Source organism: Caballeronia sp. SL2Y3, assembly GCF_022879575.1.
Lineage (GTDB): Bacteria > Pseudomonadota > Gammaproteobacteria > Burkholderiales > Burkholderiaceae > Caballeronia.
Map to the genome: position 1 here is coordinate 1495811 of NZ_CP084260.1, position 20046 is coordinate 1515856.

Genomic DNA, 20046 nt, shown 5'->3' on the forward strand with positions numbered 1-20046 from the left:
GCTTGATGCGTGGTTCGCGGTGAAAGCGGCCCGAAATGCAAAACGCCGTTGCGCCGGGCGCGAGCCCGGGCGCAACGGCGCCTCTTGTCGAAACAAAGCGGTGGCTCGCTTACGCGCGGCCGTTTTGCATGCCTCGCTTGATCCACGCGCCGAGGTTGTGCGGACGCACCGTGTCCCATTCCTCGAACGGCTGATGAATCCACGGATTCGTTTCGAGAAACTGAACGTGGTAGTCCGGCTTCACCTTCGAGCACGCCTTGTACCACAGCACCGCGGAACGCACGGCGGTGATCGCCGGATAACGCTCCTTCAGATGCTCCTGCACGCGCGCGAGCGTCACGCCCGAGTCGACGAGATCGTCCACGAGCAGCACGTTGCCCGACAACTCGCCGCGCGTCATGGTGATGTACTGCGCGATGTCGAGATCGCCCTGCTGCGTGCCCGCGGCTTCGCGATACGAGCTCGTCGCGAGAATGGCGAGCGGCAGGTCGTAGATGCGCGACAGCTGGTCGCCCACGCGCAGGCCGCCACGGGCGAGACACAGGATCTTGTCGAACTTCCATCCGGAGTCGTGCACGTTCAGCGCGAGCAGTTCGATCAACCGGTGATATTCGTCCCAGTTGACCCAGAGATTCTTGTCGTCGTTACGCGGGTCGGTCATCGCGATCATGGTGAGGCTCTTTCGATTGCATACTGCGGTTATATACGAAATGTGGCCGCATGAAGCGGCCACATTCTTTACAGCGTCCGGTTCAGGTCGAGGCTAACGCGCGCTCAGACCTTGAACGGATGACGAAGCAGAATGGTTTCGTCGCGGTCCGGACCGGTCGAAACCATGTCGATCGGCACGCCGGCCACTTCCTGCACGCGCGTGAGATAAGCGCGCGCATTCTCCGGCAGGCTGTCCCACTGCGTGATGCCGATGGTGCTCTCTTTCCAGCCGCCGAAGGTCTCGTAGACCGGCTCGCAGCGCGCCACTTCCGATGCGCCGCGCGGCAGGATGTCGACCGGCTTGCCGTCGAGCGTATAGCCGACGCACAGCTTCACTTCTTCGAGGCCGTCGAGCACGTCGAGCTTGGTCATGCACAGGCCCGAGATGCCGTTGATCTGAATGGAACGGCGCAGCGCGGCGGCATCCAGCCAGCCGGTGCGGCGCGGGCGGCCCGTGACCGAGCCGAATTCCTTGCCGACCGTGGCGAGGTTCAGTCCCACCTGGTCCTGACGCTGCGCGTTCTCCGCATCGTACAGCTCGCTCGGGAACGGGCCCGAACCGACGCGCGTGCAATACGCTTTCGTGATGCCGAGAATGTAGTTCAGCTTCTGCGGGCCGACGCCCGCGCCGGCCGTCGCCGCGCCCGCGACGCAGTTGCTCGACGTAACGAACGGATACGTGCCGTGGTCGATATCGAGCAGCGTGCCTTGCGCGCCTTCGAACAGCAGATTGCGGCCAGCGTGGTTTTCGTCGTAGAGACGGCGGGAGACGTCCGTGACCATGGGCGCGAGACGGTCGGCGAAGCCGAGCATCGTATCGAGCGTTTGCTGGAAGTCGACGGCCTTCGCGCCGAGGTATTGCGTCAGTACGAAGTTATGGAAGTCGAGCGCTTCGGAGAGACGCTCTTCGAACACGGCGCGGTCGAAGAGATCCTGCACGCGCAGGCCGCGCCGCGCGACCTTGTCTTCGTACGCCGGGCCGATGCCGCGCCCCGTCGTGCCGATCTTGCCGGCGCCGCGCTTGGCTTCGCGCGCCTGGTCGATGGCGACGTGGTACGGCAGAACCAGCGTGGCGGCTTCGGAGATGAACAGGCGCTTGGAAACGTCGATGCCCGCGCCTTCCAGTTCGTCGATTTCCTTGAAGAGCGCCTCGGGCGACAACACGACGCCATTGCCGATGTAACAGGCCGTGCCCGCGCGCATGATGCCCGACGGGATGAGGCGCAGAATGGTTTTCTTGCCGCCGATGATGAGCGTGTGTCCGGCGTTGTGACCGCCCTGGAAGCGCACGACGCCCTGGGCGTGGTCCGTCAGCCAGTCGACGATCTTGCCCTTGCCCTCATCACCCCATTGGGTGCCCACCACGACGACATTGCGCCCCGGGTTCACATTCACTGCACTGGCAGACATGTTGATTCGTTAGCTGGTTAAAAACGTATTTTACCTATGTTCGCGGCGCGTTCCGAATTTTTCGGGATGCGTTTCGCGATTCCGTCACGTCGGCGCGCGCACGCGCGTCTTCGCAAAAGTCCTTGCCGATCAGACGCCTGCGCGCGCCGGCGTCACGCGCTCTTCCACTTCCCAGCGGCCGTCGCGTTCGATCAGCACGCGGTCGAACGCGAACTCGTCGAGGTCGTGATCGTGGCCCGGCAGCGCCTGAATCACGACTTCTCCGGCATCGCGCAATGCCGCGACTGCCGCGCGCAGCGGTTCGTCGTGCTTCCACGGCGCGAGGATCGCGCTGCCGCGCGCATCGACCGGCGAAATGCGCGCCACTTCGCGCAGATCGAGCGAGAAGCCCGTCGCGGGGCGCGCCCGGCCGTAGGCGAGGCCCACGTCGTCGTAACGGCCGCCGCGCGCCACCGCGTTCGGCACGCCATCGACGTACGCCGAGAACATCACGCCGCTGTGGTATGCGTAGCCGCGCAAATCGGCGAGGTCGATCATCAGTTCCGCGCCATCCGCTTGAGACGCGAGGAACGCGAGATCGTCGAGCGCGCGGGCGATGACCGGCAGATTCGGCAGACGCGCACGCGCCGTCTCGAGCACGGAGGCATCGCCGTACAGCGAGGGCAACGCGCGCAACGCCTCGCGCGGCACTTGACCGAGATGCGCTGTCAGTTCGTTCAGACGCGGCACGTCTTTGCTCGCGAGCGCGTCGTAGAGCGCCTCGCCGAGCGATGCCGCCGCCGGCTCCAGTTCCAGCAACGCCGCCAGCACGCCCGCATGGCACAGATCGAGCCGCACTTTCGTCAGACCGGCGAAATGCAGCGAGTCGAGCATCAGCTGCTGAATTTCGAGGTCCGCTTCGAGGCCGGCGTGGCCGAATATTTCCGCGCCGATTTGAATCTGCTCGCGCGTGGCGTGCAGGCCGCGCGGACGCGTGTGCAGCACGACGCCGGCATAACACAGGCGCGTGACGCCCTGCCGGTTCAGCAAGTGCGCGTCGATGCGCGAGACTTGCGGCGTGATGTCCGCGCGCAGGCCGAGCGTGCGCCCCGACAGCTGATCGACGAGCTTGAACGTGCGCAGATTGAGGTCGCTGCCGCCGCTCGTCAGCAGCGATTCGAGGTATTCGAGCATCGGCGGCATGACGAGCTCGTAGCCGTACGAACGGAAGCGGTCGAGAAGGCGCCGGCGCAGTTCTTCGATCTTGCGCGCTTCCGACGGCAACACGTCGGCAATATTCTCGGGAAGAAGCCAGGTGGACATCGATACGTTTCCTGCGGGGCGCGACGCGTCAAAGCGCGGCGCGCATGGAAGGATAAGGACAAAGATAGGCGAAAAGACGCGGCTTCGCGGCTACGTCGCGATAACGAGCAGAATCAACCCGAGCACCATCGCGATCAATCCGCCGATGCGGATGTGATGCGGCGGGCGCTCGGCGATGCGGCGGAACGTATCGCGCCAGGCCGTCGGAAAGACGAAGGGGAACATGCCTTCGATAATCAACATCAACGCAAGAGCGAGCAGTATCGTCTCGACCATTGTCTACGGAGGATGAGCGCCGCTCGACGAGAAAGCCGCGCGGCGCGGGGTGCGGTCAGCGCTTCGGCGCGGCGGAGGCGGACGTGTCGACGCCGCCGTTCGGGCTCTTCATGAAACGGAAGAAGTCGCTGCTCGGGTCGACCACGATCACGTCGCCCGGCTTGAACGTCTTCTTGTACGCTTCGAGGCTCTGATAGAACTGGTAAAACTGCGGGTCGCGTCCATAGGCATCGGCGGCGATGGCTGCCGCCTTGCTGTCTCCTTCGCCCTTGATGGACTGCGCCTGGCTGTAGGCGTCGGCGAGAATCTGCTGCTGCTCGCGCTCGGCGTCGGCCTTGATCTTGTCGGCGTCCGCGGTGCCCTTCGCGCGCTCGTTCGCGGCCGCTTGCTGGCGCGCGGCGATCATGCGCTTGTAGACGGAATCCGCCACGGCCGACGGAAAGTCGACGCGCGTCATCTGCAGATCGACCAGCTTCACGCCGAACCCCGATGCCGCGCCTTCCACCGCCTTCTGCGCCTCGGTTTCGAGCGCTTGCTGATTGCCGAGCGCATCGTTCAGCGAGCGATTCGCGAACGCGCTCGCAAGCGCGGTGCGGGTCAGCGCGGCGAGGCGTTCCTGCGCGCTCTGCGTGTTCTTTTCGTTGCTCACGAAAAGCTTCAGCGGATCCGCCACGCGATACTTGATGACCGTGTTGACCAGCACTTCGTTCTTGTCGGCCGTGGTGAAGCGGTCCGCCCCGCCCTCGTCGATGGTGAGTGTGCGCGTGTCGATGAGTGTGAGCGTCTGGAACGGCGGCGGCAGCTTGAAGTGCAGGCCGGGGCCATCGAGACGCGGGTTGCTGTCGCCGTGCGCGGCCACGACGCCGGCATGCCGTTCGTCGACGGTAAAGACCATCGACGAGCCGATGAAGAGCACGACCACGACTGCGACGACGAGCGCAATGATTCGATTCATGTTGAGCGCTCCTTACTGCAGATCGTCTTGACGGCTGCGCGAGCGGAACGCATCGCGCGAGCGCAGCGGATCGCCTGCGCCGCTCGCGGCGTTCGGCGCGCTCGCACCTGCCGCGCCGCTTGCGGGCACGGAAGCGGCTGCAGCCGAGCCTGCCGTCGCGCTTGGCGCGCGCACTTCGGCGCTAGCCGCAGCGGGCGCGCTGGCCGACGCGGCGTCGGCCGTGTTCGCGGCTGCGTCTTTCGCCTGCTGACGATTCGCTTCGACGAGCTTGTCGAGCGGCAAATACACCACGTTGTTGCCGGCCTTGCTGTCCACGAAGACCTTCGTGGTGCGGGAGTAGATCTGCTGCATCGTGTCCAGGTACATGCGTTGGCGAATGACGGCGGGCGCCTTCGAGTATTCGGCGTAGACCTGCTTGAAGCGTTCGGCGTCGCCCTGCGCCTGCGTGACTTGGCGATTGCTGTAGGCGGTCGCTTCGTCGATCATCTTCGCGGCATCGGCCTTCGCGCGCGGCAGCAGTTGATTCGCGTAGGCTTCGGCGGTGTCGCGGGCGCGCTCGTTGTCCTGCCGCACGCGCGACGCTTCTTCGAACGCCGCCTGCACCTGAGTCGGCACCTGCACGCTCTGCACCGTGACGCCCGTGACCTGCAAGCCGGTGCGATATGCGTCGAGCGAGTGCTGGATGGTCTCGGCCAGACGCGCGCGCAGCGTGTCGCGGTCCTTGTAGAGCAGATCGTCCGTCGCCGACGCGCCTGCGATCTCGCGGATGGCGGCTTGCGCGGCTTCGGTCACGCTCTGGTCGGGATCGAAATTGCGGAACAGGAAGTCGGTCGGCGACTTGATCTGATACTGCACCGCGAAGCGCACGTCGAGGATGTCGGCCTCGTTCGTGAGCAGCGATGCATCGCGCACGTTGCCCTGCGCGAGCGCGACGCCGCGCCCGATCTCGACCGAGCGGATCTGCGACGTATCGACGATATCGTGCGACTGGAACGGATACGGCAAGCGCCAGTGGATGCCCTGCGGCACCGTCTGCCGGTACTGGCCGAACTGGGACACCACGCCCACGTGCCCGTCCTGCACCACGAACACGCCGCTGCCGAGATAAATGGCGATCAACACGCCGATGACGATGCCGACCCCGATCTTCGTGCCACGGCCGCTGTCGCGCGGCATGCCGCCGCCCGGCTTGCGGCCGAAGATGCCCGCGATCCGGCGGTTGAACTCGCGCCACATCTCATCGAGGTCGGGCGGGCCTTCTTCCTTGCCGTTGCCGCGCTTGCCGTCTTGCGGACGCTTCGCGTCGTTCTTTACACCATTGGCGTCGCCCCGCCCCCAGCGCGGATCGTTGATGGAAAAGACGGCGCGCATGCGCTGCCTGTTAGTGCGCTCGTTGTAATCGTTCACTCGGTGATTCACCATTAGACAGCCGGTTCGATGCCGCGTCGGTATTGCGGAGCAGTTCAGTGTCCGTGCTCGGGAACCTGGTGGCCGTCACGTTGTTCGGCTGGCCGGTGGTCTTCCGGCTGCGCGTTGGCGTCGTGTGTCTCGTTCGGCCCGGACTGCGCGGGTTGCCCGGATTGTGTGACGTCCGTGGCTTCCGTGGCTTCCGGCTCATCCGACACTTCCGGCGTTCCCGACATTTCCGGCGTCTCCGCCGGCGCTTGTGTTTCGGCGAGCACGCTGGGCAGGCTTTCTTCGGGTTCGCCTTCGTCGGCCGCAGCAATTTCGGCGATGGCGGCGCGCAGTTCGTCGAGTCCCTGACCAGTGCGCGCGCTCAAAAAGACGCGCGAAATATTACCATACTCGTCCCTTTCAACCGCCTCGCCGCGGGCCGCGAGTTCCGGCACCGCGTCGATCTTGTTGAAGACGAGAATCTGGCGGATGGATTCCGCGCCGATGCTGCGCAATACCTCGTTCACCTGATCGATCTGATCCAGGCGCACGGGGCTCGATGCATCCACGACATGCAGCAGCAGATCCGCATGAACGGTTTCCTCCAGCGTCGCGCGGAATGCGGCGACGAGCTGGTGCGGCAACTCGCGGATGAAGCCGACCGTATCGGACACCACCACTTGCCCCGCTTCTTCGCCGAGAAACACGCGGCGCGAAGTGGTGTCGAGCGTGGCGAACAACTGGTTGGCCGCATACGCCTGCGCCTTCGTGAGCGCATTGAAGAGGGTGGACTTGCCCGCGTTCGTATAACCGACGAGCGACACCGACAACGTGCGATTGCGCGTGCGCTGCCGGCGCTGCGTGCCGTGCTGGCGGCGCAGTTTGGCAAGACGCGTCTTGAGCGCCTTGATGCGTTCGCCGATCAAGCGGCGGTCGGTTTCCAGCTGCGTTTCGCCGGGACCGCGCAAGCCGATGCCGCCCTTCTGCCGTTCGAGGTGAGTCCACGCGCGGATCAGCCGCGTCGACAGATATTGCAGTTGCGCGAGTTCGACCTGCAACTTGCCTTCGTGGCTGCGGGCGCGCTGCGCGAAGATATCGAGGATGAGGCTCGTGCGATCCACCACGCGGCGGTTCAGCGCCATCTCGAGATTGCGCTGCTGCGCCGGTGCGAGGGCGTGATTGAAGATGACGAGTTCGACGTCGTTCGCTTCGCAGGAAAGGCGCAGCTCTTCGACCTTTCCGCTGCCGATGAACATTTTGGCGTCCGGACTGGACCTGCGCCCGGTGAGCGTGACGGCGGGATGGGCGCCCGCGCTTTCTGCGAGCAGACTGAGTTCTTCGAGACTGGCTTCGAAATCGATCTTGCCGAAGTCGATGCCGACGAGTGCGGCGTTAATCAAATTGATGTATTCGTTTTTGAAGCGACCGGCGAGTCGCATTTAGCTGCGATCTTGCCGCCGGTCGCGACGAGGTTTAGGACGATTCGGCGTCCGGATGGAAATTCACCGGACGGGCCGGCACGACCGTGGAAATGGCGTGCTTGTAGACCATCTGGGTGACCGTATTCCTGAGCAACACAACGTACTGGTCGAACGATTCGATGTTCCCTTGAAGCTTGATGCCGTTGACCAAATAGATGGACACCGGCACGTGCTCTTTACGCAGCGCGTTCAAAAACGGGTCTTGTAACAATTGCCCTTTGTTGCTCATAGCAAACTCCGTATTTTTTTGCAGGTTAGAAGTATTGTGGACGAAGAAAAAGAGATCCGCCGACAATCGCTACACTATAGCCGATTTTCGTTTCGGCAAGAGATCGGCCACCCGGCCAATCGGGCCGCAACGCTTGACTGAAGCGGCTCTCAGTCCTTGTCCGCATAAGGGTTCTTGCTCGAGCGGAACTCTATGCGCAATGGAGTGCCGGCCAGTCCAAAAGTTTCTCGAAAGCGCCCTTCCAGATACCGTTTATAGGTATCCGTGACCGCATCGAGCGCGTTGCCATGCACGACGATGATCGGCGGATTCTGACCGCCCTGGTGCGCATAGCGAAGCTTCGGCCGCACGGGCCCTCGGCGGCGCGGCTGCTGAAACTCGACGGCTTCGATCAGCGCGCGCGTGAGCTTCGGCGTCGGCAGCTTGGCCATCGCGGCGGCGTAGGCGTCGTCGACCGATTTCATCAGCGCGCCGATGCCGGTTTTCTCCAGCGCCGAGACGTAGTGAAATTTAGCAAAGTCCAAAAACTTGAGCTTGCGCGTGAGATCGGCCTTGGTGCGCTCGCGCACATGCGAGTCCAGACCGTCCCACTTGTTCACGCCTACGACTAGCGCGCGTCCCTGTTCGACGACGAAGCCCGCGATATGCGCGTCCTGATCCGAGATGTCCTGCTGCGCGTCGAGCAGCAGAATCACGACGTTCGCATCCGAGATCGACTGCAGTGTCTTCACGACCGAGAACTTCTCGATCGCCTCGAACACCTTGCCGCGGCGACGCAGGCCGGCCGTGTCGATCAACGTGTATTTGCGGCCTTGTCGCTCGAAATCAACATAGATCGAATCGCGCGTGGTGCCCGGCATGTCGAACGCGATCACGCGCTCCTCGCCGATCAGCGTGTTCACGAGCGTCGACTTGCCGACGTTCGGTCTCCCGACGATGGCGATCTTCACGCCGTGCTGCGCCTTTTCTTCCTCGCTCTCTTCCGCATGACCGGCATAGGCGATGTCGAGCGCATCGTTGATCATCTCGGTCACGCCGTCGCCGTGCGCGGCCGAGATCGCCCGGGGATCGCCTAGACCGAGCTCGTAGAAGTCGGACGCGACCGCCGTGTACTTCATGCCCTCGGCCTTGTTCACGACGAGAAAGAGCGGCCGGCCGGTCTTGCGCAAATAGTCCGCTATGGACTTGTCCTGCGGCGCGAGCCCGTTGCGTCCATCGACGATGAACACGACGACGTCCGCTTCTTCCACGGCCTGCCGCGTCTGCCGCGCCATTTCGTGCAGGATGCCGTCCTTCGCCACCGGCTCGAAGCCGCCCGTATCCACGACGAGATACGGCCGTTCGCCGCCGACGCGGCCTTCGCCGTAATGGCGGTCGCGCGTGAGGCCAGGCAGGTCGGCGACGAGCGCATCGCGCGAACGCGTCAGCCGGTTGAAGAGAGTCGATTTCCCCACATTGGGGCGCCCGACGAGGGCAATCACGGGTTTCATCAGATGTTGTTCACGGTTGAACGCAAGGCGAACGCGAAACGTGCGGTGCGAACGTCAGTCCCGCCTACGCCGCGCAATGGCTGCGCTTGTCGAAAATTAGCATGGATTCGGCCCGAGCCACGCGAGGGTGCGTGGCGATCGAGCGCCGGCGCCGTGCGCCGTTGTTCTGTCTGTCCGAGGGCTATTCTCGCGCCGCGTCACTGCGCGACGCGCTTTGTTCTGTCAGGCCCTGCGTACTGAGTGTTGTTGCCGGGCGCGTACGGTGGACGCGCCCTCTTTCCTGCAAACCGCGCGGACCAACCTGCCAGCGCGGCTTTCTGCGGCGCTTCGCCTCTGGCGAGCCGGAGCGCCGTTCCGAGACTTACTGCGGACGGAAGCCGTAGAGATCGCCGTCATGCGTCTGCACGACGAGCGTATTGCCCGCCAGCACCGGCGCGGCGGTAATCGCGCTGCCGTCGGTCGGCACGCGGCCCACGAGTTCGCCGCTGTCCGTGCTCAGAAAATGCACGAAGCCCTTGTAGTCGCCCAGAACGACCGCGCGGCCGAGGATGAACGGAACGCTCACCTGACGGTTCTTGAGCTTGTCGTTCTTCCAGACGGGCGAACCGTCGGCGGCGCGGAACGCATTCACGACCGACCAGTCGTCGCCCGCTGCGACGATCTGCTCGTCTTGCGCGAGGCCGCTGTCGCTCGAGAAGTTCTTCTCCCACACCGCACGGCCCGAATTGGCGTCGAAGCAGCCGATCTTGCCCTGGAACGTGACCGCGCAGGTCTGCGCGCCGACGAGACCGGGCGCGCCCGTGACGTCGTTGATACGCTCGACTTCCGTCACGCCCTTCGGGTACGACACCGGCGCTTGCCAGTAGGCATCGCCCGTTTGCAGGTTGATCGCGGCGAAGTTGCCGCCCGGGAAGCCCGCGAGCACCGCCTGACTGCCGGCGAACGTCATGCCGGCGGCCACGCGGAGGTTCAGCGGCACGGCGCGCAACTGGAAGATCCACTTCTGCTCGCCGGTCTGCGCGTTGAACGCGACGACCTTGCCGTCGATGGTGCGCACGATCACGAGGTCGTTGCCGACAAGCGGCGGCGAGATGATTTCGCCCGGCGCAGTGGCCGTCCACAACTGCTTGCCGTCGGGTCCGAGCACGTAGACCGCGCCCTTCAGGCCGCCGACCGCCGTCAGATTGCCGTCGCTGCCGACGCCCGCCGACAGGTCGTCCTTGAGCTTCGTGCGCCAGACGTCCTGACCCGTCTTCGCGTCGATCTTCGCGACGGTGCCGTTCTCGCCCGCCGCGTACACGGCGTCGCCCACCGCGACCGGCGAGAACAGATAACGGCCGGCCTTGCCGACGCTGGCCTTCCACGCCTGAGTGACGTTCAGCACCGGCTTGAATTCGACGAGCGGCGTCGGCACGCGGCGCTCGTCCTTGGTCGACGAACAGGCGGCCAGAAGCACGGTCATCGCGCAGGCGAGCGGCACGGCGTAGCGTTTCAATTGGATCATCGGAGGACGCAACATGAATGTGAATTCGGTTGACCGGCGCGGCCGCGAATCGCTTGCGGGCGACGCGCGGCGCGGCGGCTTGATTGGCGAAACGGCTTCGGCGCTAGCGGAGCGCCGAACGTCGGAAGCGATGCGGATCAGCCGCCGAGCGCATCGAGCTTGAACTGGACGAGTTGCCGCGCGGACGTGTCGTTCGCGGGCAGCGCCGCGAGCGCCGTCTGGTACGCGGCGCGCGCATCGTCGCGCTTGCCTTGCGCGGCGAGCAGATCGCCCCGGCGGTCCGCGATCACGCCCTTGAACGCATCGAGCGGCGCGTCGGCGAGGAGCTTGAGGCCCGCGTCGTAATTCTTCTCGTCGGAGAGCACGAGCGCGAGGCGCAGCTTCGCGATCTGCTTGTACTCGTCGTCTTTCGCGTGATCGACGGCCCACTGCAACTGCGCCTTCGCGCCGGCCGTATCGCCTGCCATATACAGGGACTTCGCGGCCAGAAGCGCGCTCATCTCGGCGTAAGCGGTGCGGCCGAACTTGTCTTCCATGTCCGATGCCACCCGCGCGACGAGCTTCTGGTCGCTGCCGTTGACCGCCTGCTGAAGCTGGTCGTACAGCACCGAAGCCTCGGCAGCCTGACGCCGCTGCCAGTAGTTCCAGCCGTTGAAAGCGGCCGCAACGACGAGCGCCACGAGCACGATCCACGTCGTGGTGTTACCCCATTTGGCCCACCAGGCCTTGACACTTTCCAGCGATTCTTGTTCGTCGTGGTAACTCATCGTCCAGCTATTCCTTCCTGCGTTTCATGGCCCTTCGTTCGCGTGGCGCGATGGCGGAACGCGCTTGCACGTGCATGCACGCGCTTGCACTCGATTCCGCCGGATGCGCACGGCTTCGCTTCGATGCCTAACGTTTAGGCATCCTCGTCCGCGGCGGTTGCAACCATCGCATTGATTAGGTATTCGGTCAAGTCTTCCGCCGGAACGTTCACCTGCTCGTTCTTTTGCGCGTCGGACGTTTCGTCGCCCGAGCGGCGCAGCGGCTTGACGCCGATCATGCCCTGCGCGAGTTCGTCCTCGCCTAGCACCACCGCGAACGCCGCGCCGCTTGCGTCCGCCTTTTTCATCTGCGACTTGAAGCTGGAAGACGCGCCGTCCGGGCTGCAATGCAGAATGACGTCGAGCCCCGTGTCGCGCAGACGCTCGGCCACGATGAACGCCTGCTCTGCCGCCTGCTCGCCCTGATGCACCACGTAGACGTCCGTGCCTTCGGCTTCCGGCACCAGATTTTCTTCCTTCAGCAGTTCGAGAATGCGCTCGACGCCCATCGCCCAGCCGCAAGCGGCGGTCGGCTTGCCGCCGAGCTGCTCGATCAGCGGATCGTAGCGCCCGCCGCCCGCCACCGTGCCCTGCGCGCCGAGCTTGTCGGTCACCCATTCGAACACGGTGAGGTTGTAGTAGTCGAGGCCGCGCACCAGACGCGGGTTGATCGTGAACGGAATATTGTTGGCCTTCAGCAGCCGCTGCACGCCCTCGAAGTGCTTGCGCGACTCATCGCCGAGAAAATCGACGAGCTTCGGCGCGTTCTGCGCGATCTCCTGCATCGCCGGATTCTTCGTGTCGAGCACGCGCAGCGGATTCGTGTAGAGACGGCGCTTCGCTTCCTCGTCGAGTACATCGACGTGCTGTTCCAGATACGCGATGAGTTTCTCGCGGTGCGCCGCGCGTTCGTGCGCCTGACCGAGCGAGTTCAGTTCGAGGCGGATGCCCGTCAGCCCGAGGTCGTCCCACAGGCGCTGACACATCATGATGATTTCGGCGTCCGTGTCCGGACCCGCGAAGCCGAGCGCCTCGACGCCGACCTGATGAAACTGGCGATAACGCCCGCGCTGCGGACGCTCGTGCCGGAACATCGGGCCGATGTACCACAGGCGCTTCGGGCCGTCGTACAGCAGGTTGTGCTCGATGGTCGCGCGCACGACGGCCGCCGTGTTTTCCGGGCGCATGGTGAGATGCTCGCCGTTCAGCGCGTCGGTGAAGCTGTACATCTCCTTCTCGACGATATCGGTCACTTCGCCAATACCGCGCGTGAAAAGCTGCGTATGCTCAACGATCGGCGTGCGAATGTTCTGATAGCCGTATGCGCGCAGCATCGACTTCACGGTGGTTTCGAAAAAGTCCCACAACGCGGCATCCTGCGGGAGGATGTCGTTCATGCCCTTCACGCCCGTCAGCTTCGCGAGCCGTTTCTTCTGTTCAGTCATCTGTCTTTAGATTGATGCCGCGGACGTTTCGACGCGCTTGCCGTAAGTGCGCTCGACGTAGTCGCTAACGATTTGCTGGAATTCTTCGGCAATGCGCTCGCCGCGCAGCGTCTTCACCTTAACGCCGTCGACGAACACCGGCGCGGCCGGATTCTCGCCCGAACCCGGCAGGCTGATGCCGATGTTCGCGTGCTTCGACTCGCCCGGCCCGTTGACGATGCAGCCCATCACGGCGACGTGCATCTTTTCGACGCCGGGATACTGATCGCGCCAGACGGGCATGGAGTTGCGCAGGTAGGTCTGAATCTGCGACGCGAGTTCCTGGAACAGCGTGCTGGTCGTGCGGCCGCAGCCGGGACACGCAATGACCATCGGCGTGAACGAGCGCAGGCCCATGGTCTGCAGAATCTCTTGTCCGACGACCACTTCGCCGGTACGCGCGCCGCCCGGCTCGGGCGTGAGCGAAATGCGGATGGTGTCGCCGATGCCCTCTTGCAGCAGCACCGACAGCGCCGCCGTGGACGCCACGATGCCCTTCGAGCCCATGCCCGCCTCGGTCAGGCCCAGATGCAGCGCGAAGCTGCAGCGTTTGGCCAGCTCGCGATAAACCGCGATCAAGTCCTGCACGCCGCTCACCTTGCACGACAGGATGATCTTGTCGCGTCCGAGCCCCAGTTCCACCGCGCGTTCCGCCGAGCCGATGGCCGACTGGATCAGCGCCTCGTACATCACGCTTTGCAGCTCCCACGGCGTCGCGCGGGCGGCGTTTTCGTCCATCATGCGCGCGAGCAGGTCCTGATCGAGACTGCCCCAGTTCACGCCGATGCGCACCGGCTTGTCGTACTGAATGGCCGCTTCGATCATCTGCGCGAACTGCGTGTCGCGCTTCGCGCCCTGTCCGACGTTGCCCGGGTTGATCCGATACTTCGACAACGCCTCGGCGCACGCGGGATGATCGCGCAGCAGCAAGTGGCCGTTGTAGTGGAAGTCGCCGACGAGCGGCACGGTCACGCCCATGCGGTCGAGCTGCTCGCGAATGTGCGGCACGGCCGCCGCCGCTTCCGGCGTATTTACCGTAATGCGCACGAGTTCCGAGCCGGCTTGCGCGAGTTCCTTGATCTGGATCGCGGTGCCGATCGCGTCCGCCGTATCGGTGTTGGTCATCGACTGGACGCGCACGGGCGCATCCCCGCCGATGGTCACGAGCTGGCCGCCCCAGCGCACGTCCACCGCATGCGACGACCGCCGCGGCAACGGGCCGCCGAAAACCGGCTCCGTCGAACAGATTTTGCTGCTAATCAGGGATTGAGCTTCGGATTGCATCGAAAAACCCTTTGGCAACCGGGGCGCTGACAGGCAGCCGGAGTTGCTTGAATGGAACCTCGAACGGGCGTCACGGCAAAGACCGCGGCGCCCCTGACTTGTCCGCGCGTCGCGGGCAGCCGCAAGCCGCCCGCGTGATGGCCTTACGGCAACGAGAAGCGCGCGACGTTTCCGCGGGCGGAAGAATACTTCTTGGCGTCGACGGGCTCGTCGTCCACCGACAGCGACTCGACGCCTCGCGCGTTTCCGACGGTCACCTTGAACGGCGCCTGGCCTTCTACGCGCTGCGTGCTGCCCGCGCGCACCAGGCCGGAGAACACTTCCTTGCCGTCCTTGCCGCGCACGCTGAACCAGCTATCTCCCTTCACTTTCAGTTCGACGGCGTTCGCGCCCTTGCCCGTGGTCGCCACGGTCGCTGCCGAAGCCGGTGCCGCCGCGACAGCCGCCGATGCGGCCTTCGCCGCCGGCGCGGCGACTGCGGGCGCGCTCGCGCTCTGCACTGCCGTGATGGTGGACGACGACGCCGGCAGCGCGTTCGTGCCGAGCGGACGCGGCATCGGCTGCTCGCCGGGCGCGGCCGCCACTTCGGGCAGCGAGGCCTCGCCGGTGTTCGCAGCGGCGGCCTCGTCGGGCGTCGCGACTTGCGACGCGGCCGGCTTGTCGGCGGACGTCGACGCGAGCCCCGCGCCGGTGCTCGACTTGAGCCGCGCGAGCCACGCCGAAGAATCGCCGCCGGTATGCCACATCACCAGCGCCGCGAGCACCGCGACGATCGCCGCGACGCCCCACAGCCACGAACGCTTGCGGCCCGACGAATTGCCGAGCGGCACCGACACGCGGCCGCGCGGCAAGCCCGCGCCGGACGACGCCGGCACCTTCAGATTGTGCTCGACAGGCACGCCGTCCCGCCGAAACGCCTGCGTGAACGGCGCCGGGTCGGCGCCGAGCACCTTCGCGTAGCTGCGCACGATTCCCGCGGCGAACGTCCGGTCGGGCAACTGGCTGATGTCGCCTTCCTCTAGCGCGGCGAGCTTCTGCGGCGACACCTTGAGCCGGGCGGACACGTCGTCGATCGACCAGCCCTTCGCGTGCCGGAGTTGCACGAGACGCGCGCCGACTGCCTGCAACGAGTCCAGCGTCTCCGGCTGGCTCGCGCGCGATGCCGCCCCTCCGACCCGCGTCCGCGCATCATGCTGATCGCCGGACATTTCGTCGGTATGACTGCCGAAAGGCGTCGGGTGTTGCGGCTCACTCATCCCAAATTCCTCGCATCGATTCTTTTATATTGCGCTGCTGCGCCGTCAGGTTCAAAAGCACTGAACGATACAACCCCGGCGCCGTTGCAGACCGCTTTATAACAAAATGTTCGCCTTCGCGCGGCGATTGCCTCATGGTCGTTGCGGTCTGGCCATGTCGACGCGTGGGCGCAGCCGCGAATCCGTCAGACCGCGCGCACCTCGATCACCTTGCTTCCCGCGCGGTTCGTGCGCTCGGCGAGCCGCGTGCGATCCTGCACCGCGCCCGCGAGCTGACCGCATGCCGCGTCGATGTCGTCGCCGCGCGTCTTGCGCACCGTCGTGACGACGCCCGCGTCGATCAGCACCTGCGCGAACCGTTTGATCTGCTCGTTCTTCGAGCGCGTGAGGCCGGATTCCGGGAACGGATTGAACGGAATGAGGTTGAACTTGCACGGCACGTCGCGCGTCACCGCGAGCAATTCGCGGGCGTGAGCCTCGCTGTCGTTCACGCCGTCCAGCATGCAGTATTCGAACGTGATGAAGTCGCGCGGCGCGACCTTCAGATACCGCTGGCACGCCGCCATCAGCTCGCGCAACGGATACTTCTTGTTGAGCGGCACGAGCATGTCGCGCAGCGGATCGTTCGGCGCGTGCAGCGACACCGCGAGCGCCACGGGAAGATCGGCCGCGAGCCGGTCCATCATCGGCACGACGCCGGACGTGGACAGCGTGACGCGGCGGCGCGACAGGCCGTAGGCGTTGTCGTCGAGCATCAGCCGCATGGCCGGCACGACGGCGTCGTAGTTCAGCATCGGCTCGCCCATGCCCATCATCACGACGTTGGTGACGACGCGCTCGCCCTTGCCCGGCCCGCCGACGTCGCGGCCGAGCGACTTGCGCAGCGCGAATTCCGCCATGCGCAGTTGACCGATGATTTCGCCGGTCGTCAGATTGCGCGAGAAGCCTTGCTTGCCGGTGGAGCAGAACCGGCAGTTGACCGCGCACCCCGCCTGCGACGACACGCACAGCGTGCCGCGCGTCTCTTCGGGGATGAACACGGTTTCGACCGCGTTGCCGTTGCCGACGTCGATCAGCCACTTGCGCGTGCCATCGGCGGAAACGTGGTCGCGAATGATGTCGGGCATCGCCAGCGTGGCGCGGCCCTTGAGTTTTTCGCGCAAAGATTTCGCGAGATCCGTCATGCCGTCGAAGTCGTCGGCGCCAAACTGATGAATCCAGCGTTGCAATTGCTTGGCGCGAAACGGCTTTTCGCCGAGACTGCCGCAGTACGCGACCAGCCCGGCGGCGTCGAGATCGAGAAGATTGACGGTGCTGCTGCTCGTCATGTCGAGTTCTGCCATTTCCAGATTGCGAAGCCCGGGCGCTTGCCCGGGACCGTTCGCGCCAAATTCCTGCTTATTCACAACTCATTTTGCAGCTATTCTTGTGCTGAGGCGCGTTTGACCGCGCCTTTGAACAGGCGCGGCGACCAGCACACGAATTAACGCGAGTAGACGTTCACTTCGGGGAAGAAGAACGCGATTTCCTGGCGCGCCGTTTCCGGAGCGTCGGAACCGTGCACGGCATTCGCGTCGATGCTGTCGGCGAAGTCGGCGCGGATCGTGCCCTTGTCAGCCTTCTTCGGATCGGTTGCGCCCATCAGGTCGCGGTTCTTGGCGATTGCGCTTTCGCCTTCCAGCACCTGGATCATGACCGGACCCGACACCATGAACTCGACGAGGTCCTTGAAGAACGGACGCGCGGCGTGCACCGCGTAGAACTTCTCTGCGTCGGCGCGCGACAGATGAACCATGCGCGACGCGATGATCTTCAGACCAGCGTTCTCGAAACGGCTGTAGATCTGGCCGATAACGTTCTTTGCCACTGCGTCCGGCTTGATAATCGACAGGGTGCGCTCGATCGCCATGAAAAACTCCAAAAAATGAACGGTTTACGGATTAAAACGAATCGACAATTGTAGCACGAAGCAAGGTATGATTGCGATTGAAACCTTACGGTGCCGTAAGGATCAAAGCATGCGTCGGCTGGCTGCATGCGGGCTCTGAAATAGAGCGGGCAAGCATTGAATTCTGCGCGCGCCGCCGCCATATTGGAGCAAAACGCGGTATCTCAATGGAACCGGCCGTGCACCATTGCGATACTCATATTGGCTTAAGTCAGCGACGTTAGGATCCCGTGTAATCAGAACGTAGCGGTAAAACTGAACGACGGACAATTGGAGCAAGGAGAAACCATGAACGAATCACCCTACGGCTTCGGCCGCACTGGCGCCGTCACCTCGGTCGAGGTGCGCAACAAGGTGCTGCGCAATACTTACTGGCTGCTGGCGCTCTCGATGGTGCCGACGGTTCTCGGCGCGTACATCGGTGTCGCGACAGGCTTTTCGCTGTTCGCGGCCACGAGCCCGGCAATGAGCTTCATCGCGTTCTTAGCCATCGCGTTCGGCTTCATGTTCGCGATCGAAAAGACGAAGAACAGCGGCATGGGCGTGGTCGTCCTGCTCGGCTTCACGTTCTTCATGGGGCTCATGCTCTCGCGTCTCTTGAGCTTCATTCTCGGCTTCTCGAACGGGCCGCAGCTCATCATGATGGCCTTCGGCGGCACAGGCGTGATTTTCGCGGCCATGGCGACCATCGCGACGGTCAGCAAGCGTGATTTCTCGGGGCTGGGCAAGTTCCTGTTCATGGGCGTGCTCGTCATTCTGCTCGCCGCATTCGCGAACATCTTCCTGCAACTGCCGGCGCTGATGATGACGATCTCCGTGCTCGCCATCGTGATTTTCTCCGCGTACATGCTGTTCGACGTGCAGCGCGTCGTGAACGGCGGCGAGACGAATTACATCAGCGCGACGCTCGCCATTTACCTCGACCTGTACAACGTCTTCACGAACCTGCTGGCGCTGCTCGGCATCTTCGGCGGCAATCGCAACTGATCGCGAAACGCTTCGCTGAAACGAAAAACCGGCCTTCGGGCCGGTTTTTCTTTGCCTGCTGAAAACGCGCGACGATCAGTCTCGCTCGAACAGCGCGATCGATTCGACGTGCGATGTATGCGGGAACATGTTCACGACGCCCGCGCCCTTCATCCGGTAACCGGCCTCGTGCACGAGCAGGCCGGCATCGCGCGCGAGCGTCGCCGGATTGCAGGACACATAGACGATGCGCTTCGGCAACATCGCGTCGTCGCCGCTCTGCGCGATGTCCGCGAGCGCCTTCGACACCGCGAGCGCGCCTTCGCGCGGCGGATCGATCAGGAACTTGTCGAAGCGGCCGAGCGCGCGCATGTCGTCGGCGGTGACTTCGAACAGATTGCGGCACGCGAAGGACGTGTGTCCATCGACGCCGTTCGCCTTCGCATTCTCGAGCGCGCGAGCCGTCAGCGCTTCGCTGCCTTCGATGCCCACCACTTCGCGCGACACTCTTGCGAGCGGCAGCGTGAAATTGCCGATGCCGCAGAACAGATCGAGCACGCGATCGGTGCGCTCCGCCGCGAGCAGGCTCAACGCGCGCGACACGAGCACACGGTTGATCTGATGATTGACCTGCGTGAAGTCGGTCGGCTTGAACGGCATCCGAATGTCGAATTCTGGCAGCGTGTACCCGAGTTCTCGGTCGAGCGGATAGAACGGATAGACGGTGTCCGGGCCCTTCGGCTGCAGCCAGAACTGCACGTTGTGCTCGTCGGCGAACGCGCGCAGCAACGCTTCGTCGGCTTCGGTCAGCGGTTCGAGAATGCGCAGAACGAGCGCCGTCACGTCCGAGCCCACTGCCAGCTCGATTTGCGGCATGCGATCCCGGATCGACAGGCCCGCCACCAGATGACGCAGCGGCACGAGCATCGCGGAAACGTGCGGCGGCAGCACTTCGCAGCTCGCCATGTCAGCGACGTAGCTGCTTTTGCGCTCATGAAAGCCGACCAGCACGCCGCCCTTCTTTTCGACGTGGCGCACGGTCAGCCGCGCCCGGTAGCGGTATCCCCACGACGGACCGTGAATCGGCCGGAACATGGTTTCCGCGCGCAATTTCGCCAGATGCTGAAGATTGTCTTCCAGCACGCGCTGCTTGACCGCGATCTGCGCGCGCACGTCGAGATGCTGCATCGAGCAGCCGCCGCACGTGCCGAAGAACTGGCACTTCGGCTTCGTGCGGATCACCGCTTCGCGCAGCACTTTCACGACCTGCGCCTGCTCGAAGCTCGGCTTCTTGCGATAGCTCGAATAGCTGACCCGTTCGCCCGGCAGCGCGCCTTCCACGAAGATGACCTTGCCCGGCTCGCCGTCCTCGTTGACCGTGCGGCCGACGCCGCGCGCGTCCATATCGAGCGCGTCGATTTCGATTTCAGGCGCGACGAACGACGGATCGGGCGTGACGGACTTCGCGGGCGCCGCGCGGCGGCGGTGCGGATTTTTTCGAGCGGCTTCAGACACCTGCGTACTTCCTGACTGACGTGATAGCGGAGGC

General features: G+C 64.4%; 17 protein-coding genes and 1 pseudogene. 1 reads left to right on the forward strand and 17 read right to left on the reverse strand.

Going from position 1 to position 20046, the window contains the following annotated elements; translation table 11 throughout:
- Window positions 1–109: 109 nt before the first annotated feature.
- From LDZ26_RS07060 to ndk, 16 genes and pseudogenes are all read right to left on the reverse strand, one after another.
- Window positions 110–670 (reverse strand): phosphoribosyltransferase, encoded by a 561-nt coding sequence (locus LDZ26_RS07060; RefSeq protein WP_244846467.1) that lies wholly within the window; start codon window positions 668–670, stop codon window positions 110–112.
- 104 nt (window positions 671–774) lie between these two features.
- Entirely contained in the window at window positions 775–2121 is a 1347-nt protein-coding gene (locus LDZ26_RS07065; protein WP_244846469.1) for an adenylosuccinate synthase, read from the reverse strand.
- A gap of 129 nt (window positions 2122–2250) precedes the next feature.
- Entirely contained in the window at window positions 2251–3423 is a 1173-nt protein-coding gene (locus LDZ26_RS07070; protein WP_244846471.1) for an ATP phosphoribosyltransferase regulatory subunit, read from the reverse strand.
- A gap of 90 nt (window positions 3424–3513) precedes the next feature.
- The gene (locus LDZ26_RS07075; RefSeq protein WP_175940433.1) at window positions 3514–3699 is read right to left on the reverse strand and encodes a DUF2065 domain-containing protein; all 186 of its coding nucleotides are present in this window, start codon (window positions 3697–3699) and stop codon (window positions 3514–3516) included.
- A gap of 55 nt (window positions 3700–3754) precedes the next feature.
- Entirely contained in the window at window positions 3755–4654 is a 900-nt protein-coding gene (gene hflC / locus LDZ26_RS07080) for a protease modulator HflC (protein ID WP_244846474.1), read from the reverse strand.
- A 12-nt stretch (window positions 4655–4666) separates the two neighbouring features.
- Window positions 4667–6061: an FtsH protease activity modulator HflK gene (gene hflK / locus LDZ26_RS07085; RefSeq protein WP_244846477.1), complete on the reverse strand. Its 1395-nt coding sequence runs from the start codon at window positions 6059–6061 to the stop codon at window positions 4667–4669.
- 307 nt (window positions 6062–6368) lie between these two features.
- Window positions 6369–7449: pseudogene (hflX, locus tag LDZ26_RS07090) on the reverse strand (GTPase HflX); the annotation flags it as partial.
- A gap of 73 nt (window positions 7450–7522) precedes the next feature.
- On the reverse strand, window positions 7523–7759 hold the full coding sequence (gene hfq, locus LDZ26_RS07095; protein ID WP_006999489.1) for an RNA chaperone Hfq: 237 nt from the start codon (window positions 7757–7759) through the stop codon (window positions 7523–7525).
- 149 nt (window positions 7760–7908) lie between these two features.
- The gene (gene der, locus LDZ26_RS07100) at window positions 7909–9249 is read right to left on the reverse strand and encodes a ribosome biogenesis GTPase Der (protein WP_175940437.1); all 1341 of its coding nucleotides are present in this window, start codon (window positions 9247–9249) and stop codon (window positions 7909–7911) included.
- 361 nt (window positions 9250–9610) lie between these two features.
- Window positions 9611–10753 carry an outer membrane protein assembly factor BamB gene (gene bamB, locus LDZ26_RS07105; RefSeq protein ID WP_244849050.1) on the reverse strand — a complete coding sequence of 381 codons (1143 nt, stop codon included), beginning with the start codon at window positions 10751–10753 and terminating at the stop codon, window positions 9611–9613.
- Window positions 10754–10890: 137 nt separating this feature from the next.
- Window positions 10891–11520, reverse strand: a complete 630-nt coding sequence (locus LDZ26_RS07110) for a tetratricopeptide repeat protein (RefSeq protein ID WP_175940438.1) — start codon at window positions 11518–11520, stop codon at window positions 10891–10893.
- A gap of 134 nt (window positions 11521–11654) precedes the next feature.
- On the reverse strand, window positions 11655–13004 hold the full coding sequence (gene hisS, locus LDZ26_RS07115; RefSeq protein WP_175940439.1) for a histidine--tRNA ligase: 1350 nt from the start codon (window positions 13002–13004) through the stop codon (window positions 11655–11657).
- A gap of 6 nt (window positions 13005–13010) precedes the next feature.
- Window positions 13011–14327 carry a flavodoxin-dependent (E)-4-hydroxy-3-methylbut-2-enyl-diphosphate synthase gene (gene ispG, locus LDZ26_RS07120; RefSeq protein WP_175940440.1) on the reverse strand — a complete coding sequence of 439 codons (1317 nt, stop codon included), beginning with the start codon at window positions 14325–14327 and terminating at the stop codon, window positions 13011–13013.
- A gap of 143 nt (window positions 14328–14470) precedes the next feature.
- Window positions 14471–15583 carry a helix-turn-helix domain-containing protein gene (locus tag LDZ26_RS07125; protein WP_244846481.1) on the reverse strand — a complete coding sequence of 371 codons (1113 nt, stop codon included), beginning with the start codon at window positions 15581–15583 and terminating at the stop codon, window positions 14471–14473.
- Between the two features lie 185 nt (window positions 15584–15768).
- On the reverse strand, window positions 15769–16911 hold the full coding sequence (gene rlmN, locus LDZ26_RS07130; protein ID WP_244849066.1) for a 23S rRNA (adenine(2503)-C(2))-methyltransferase RlmN: 1143 nt from the start codon (window positions 16909–16911) through the stop codon (window positions 15769–15771).
- 155 nt (window positions 16912–17066) lie between these two features.
- Window positions 17067–17492, reverse strand: coding sequence for a nucleoside-diphosphate kinase (ndk, locus tag LDZ26_RS07135; RefSeq protein ID WP_244846483.1), 426 nt, complete (start codon window positions 17490–17492; stop codon window positions 17067–17069).
- 327 nt (window positions 17493–17819) lie between these two features.
- On the opposite strand from ndk, the gene LDZ26_RS07140 reads away from it, so the two are divergent.
- Window positions 17820–18518, forward strand: a complete 699-nt coding sequence (locus tag LDZ26_RS07140; protein WP_244846485.1) for a Bax inhibitor-1/YccA family protein — start codon at window positions 17820–17822, stop codon at window positions 18516–18518.
- Window positions 18519–18593: 75 nt separating this feature from the next.
- Here LDZ26_RS07140 and rlmD read toward each other — a convergent pair whose 3' ends face one another.
- The gene (gene rlmD / locus LDZ26_RS07145) at window positions 18594–20012 is read right to left on the reverse strand and encodes a 23S rRNA (uracil(1939)-C(5))-methyltransferase RlmD (protein WP_370650534.1); all 1419 of its coding nucleotides are present in this window, start codon (window positions 20010–20012) and stop codon (window positions 18594–18596) included.
- Window positions 20013–20046 lie beyond the last annotated feature (34 nt).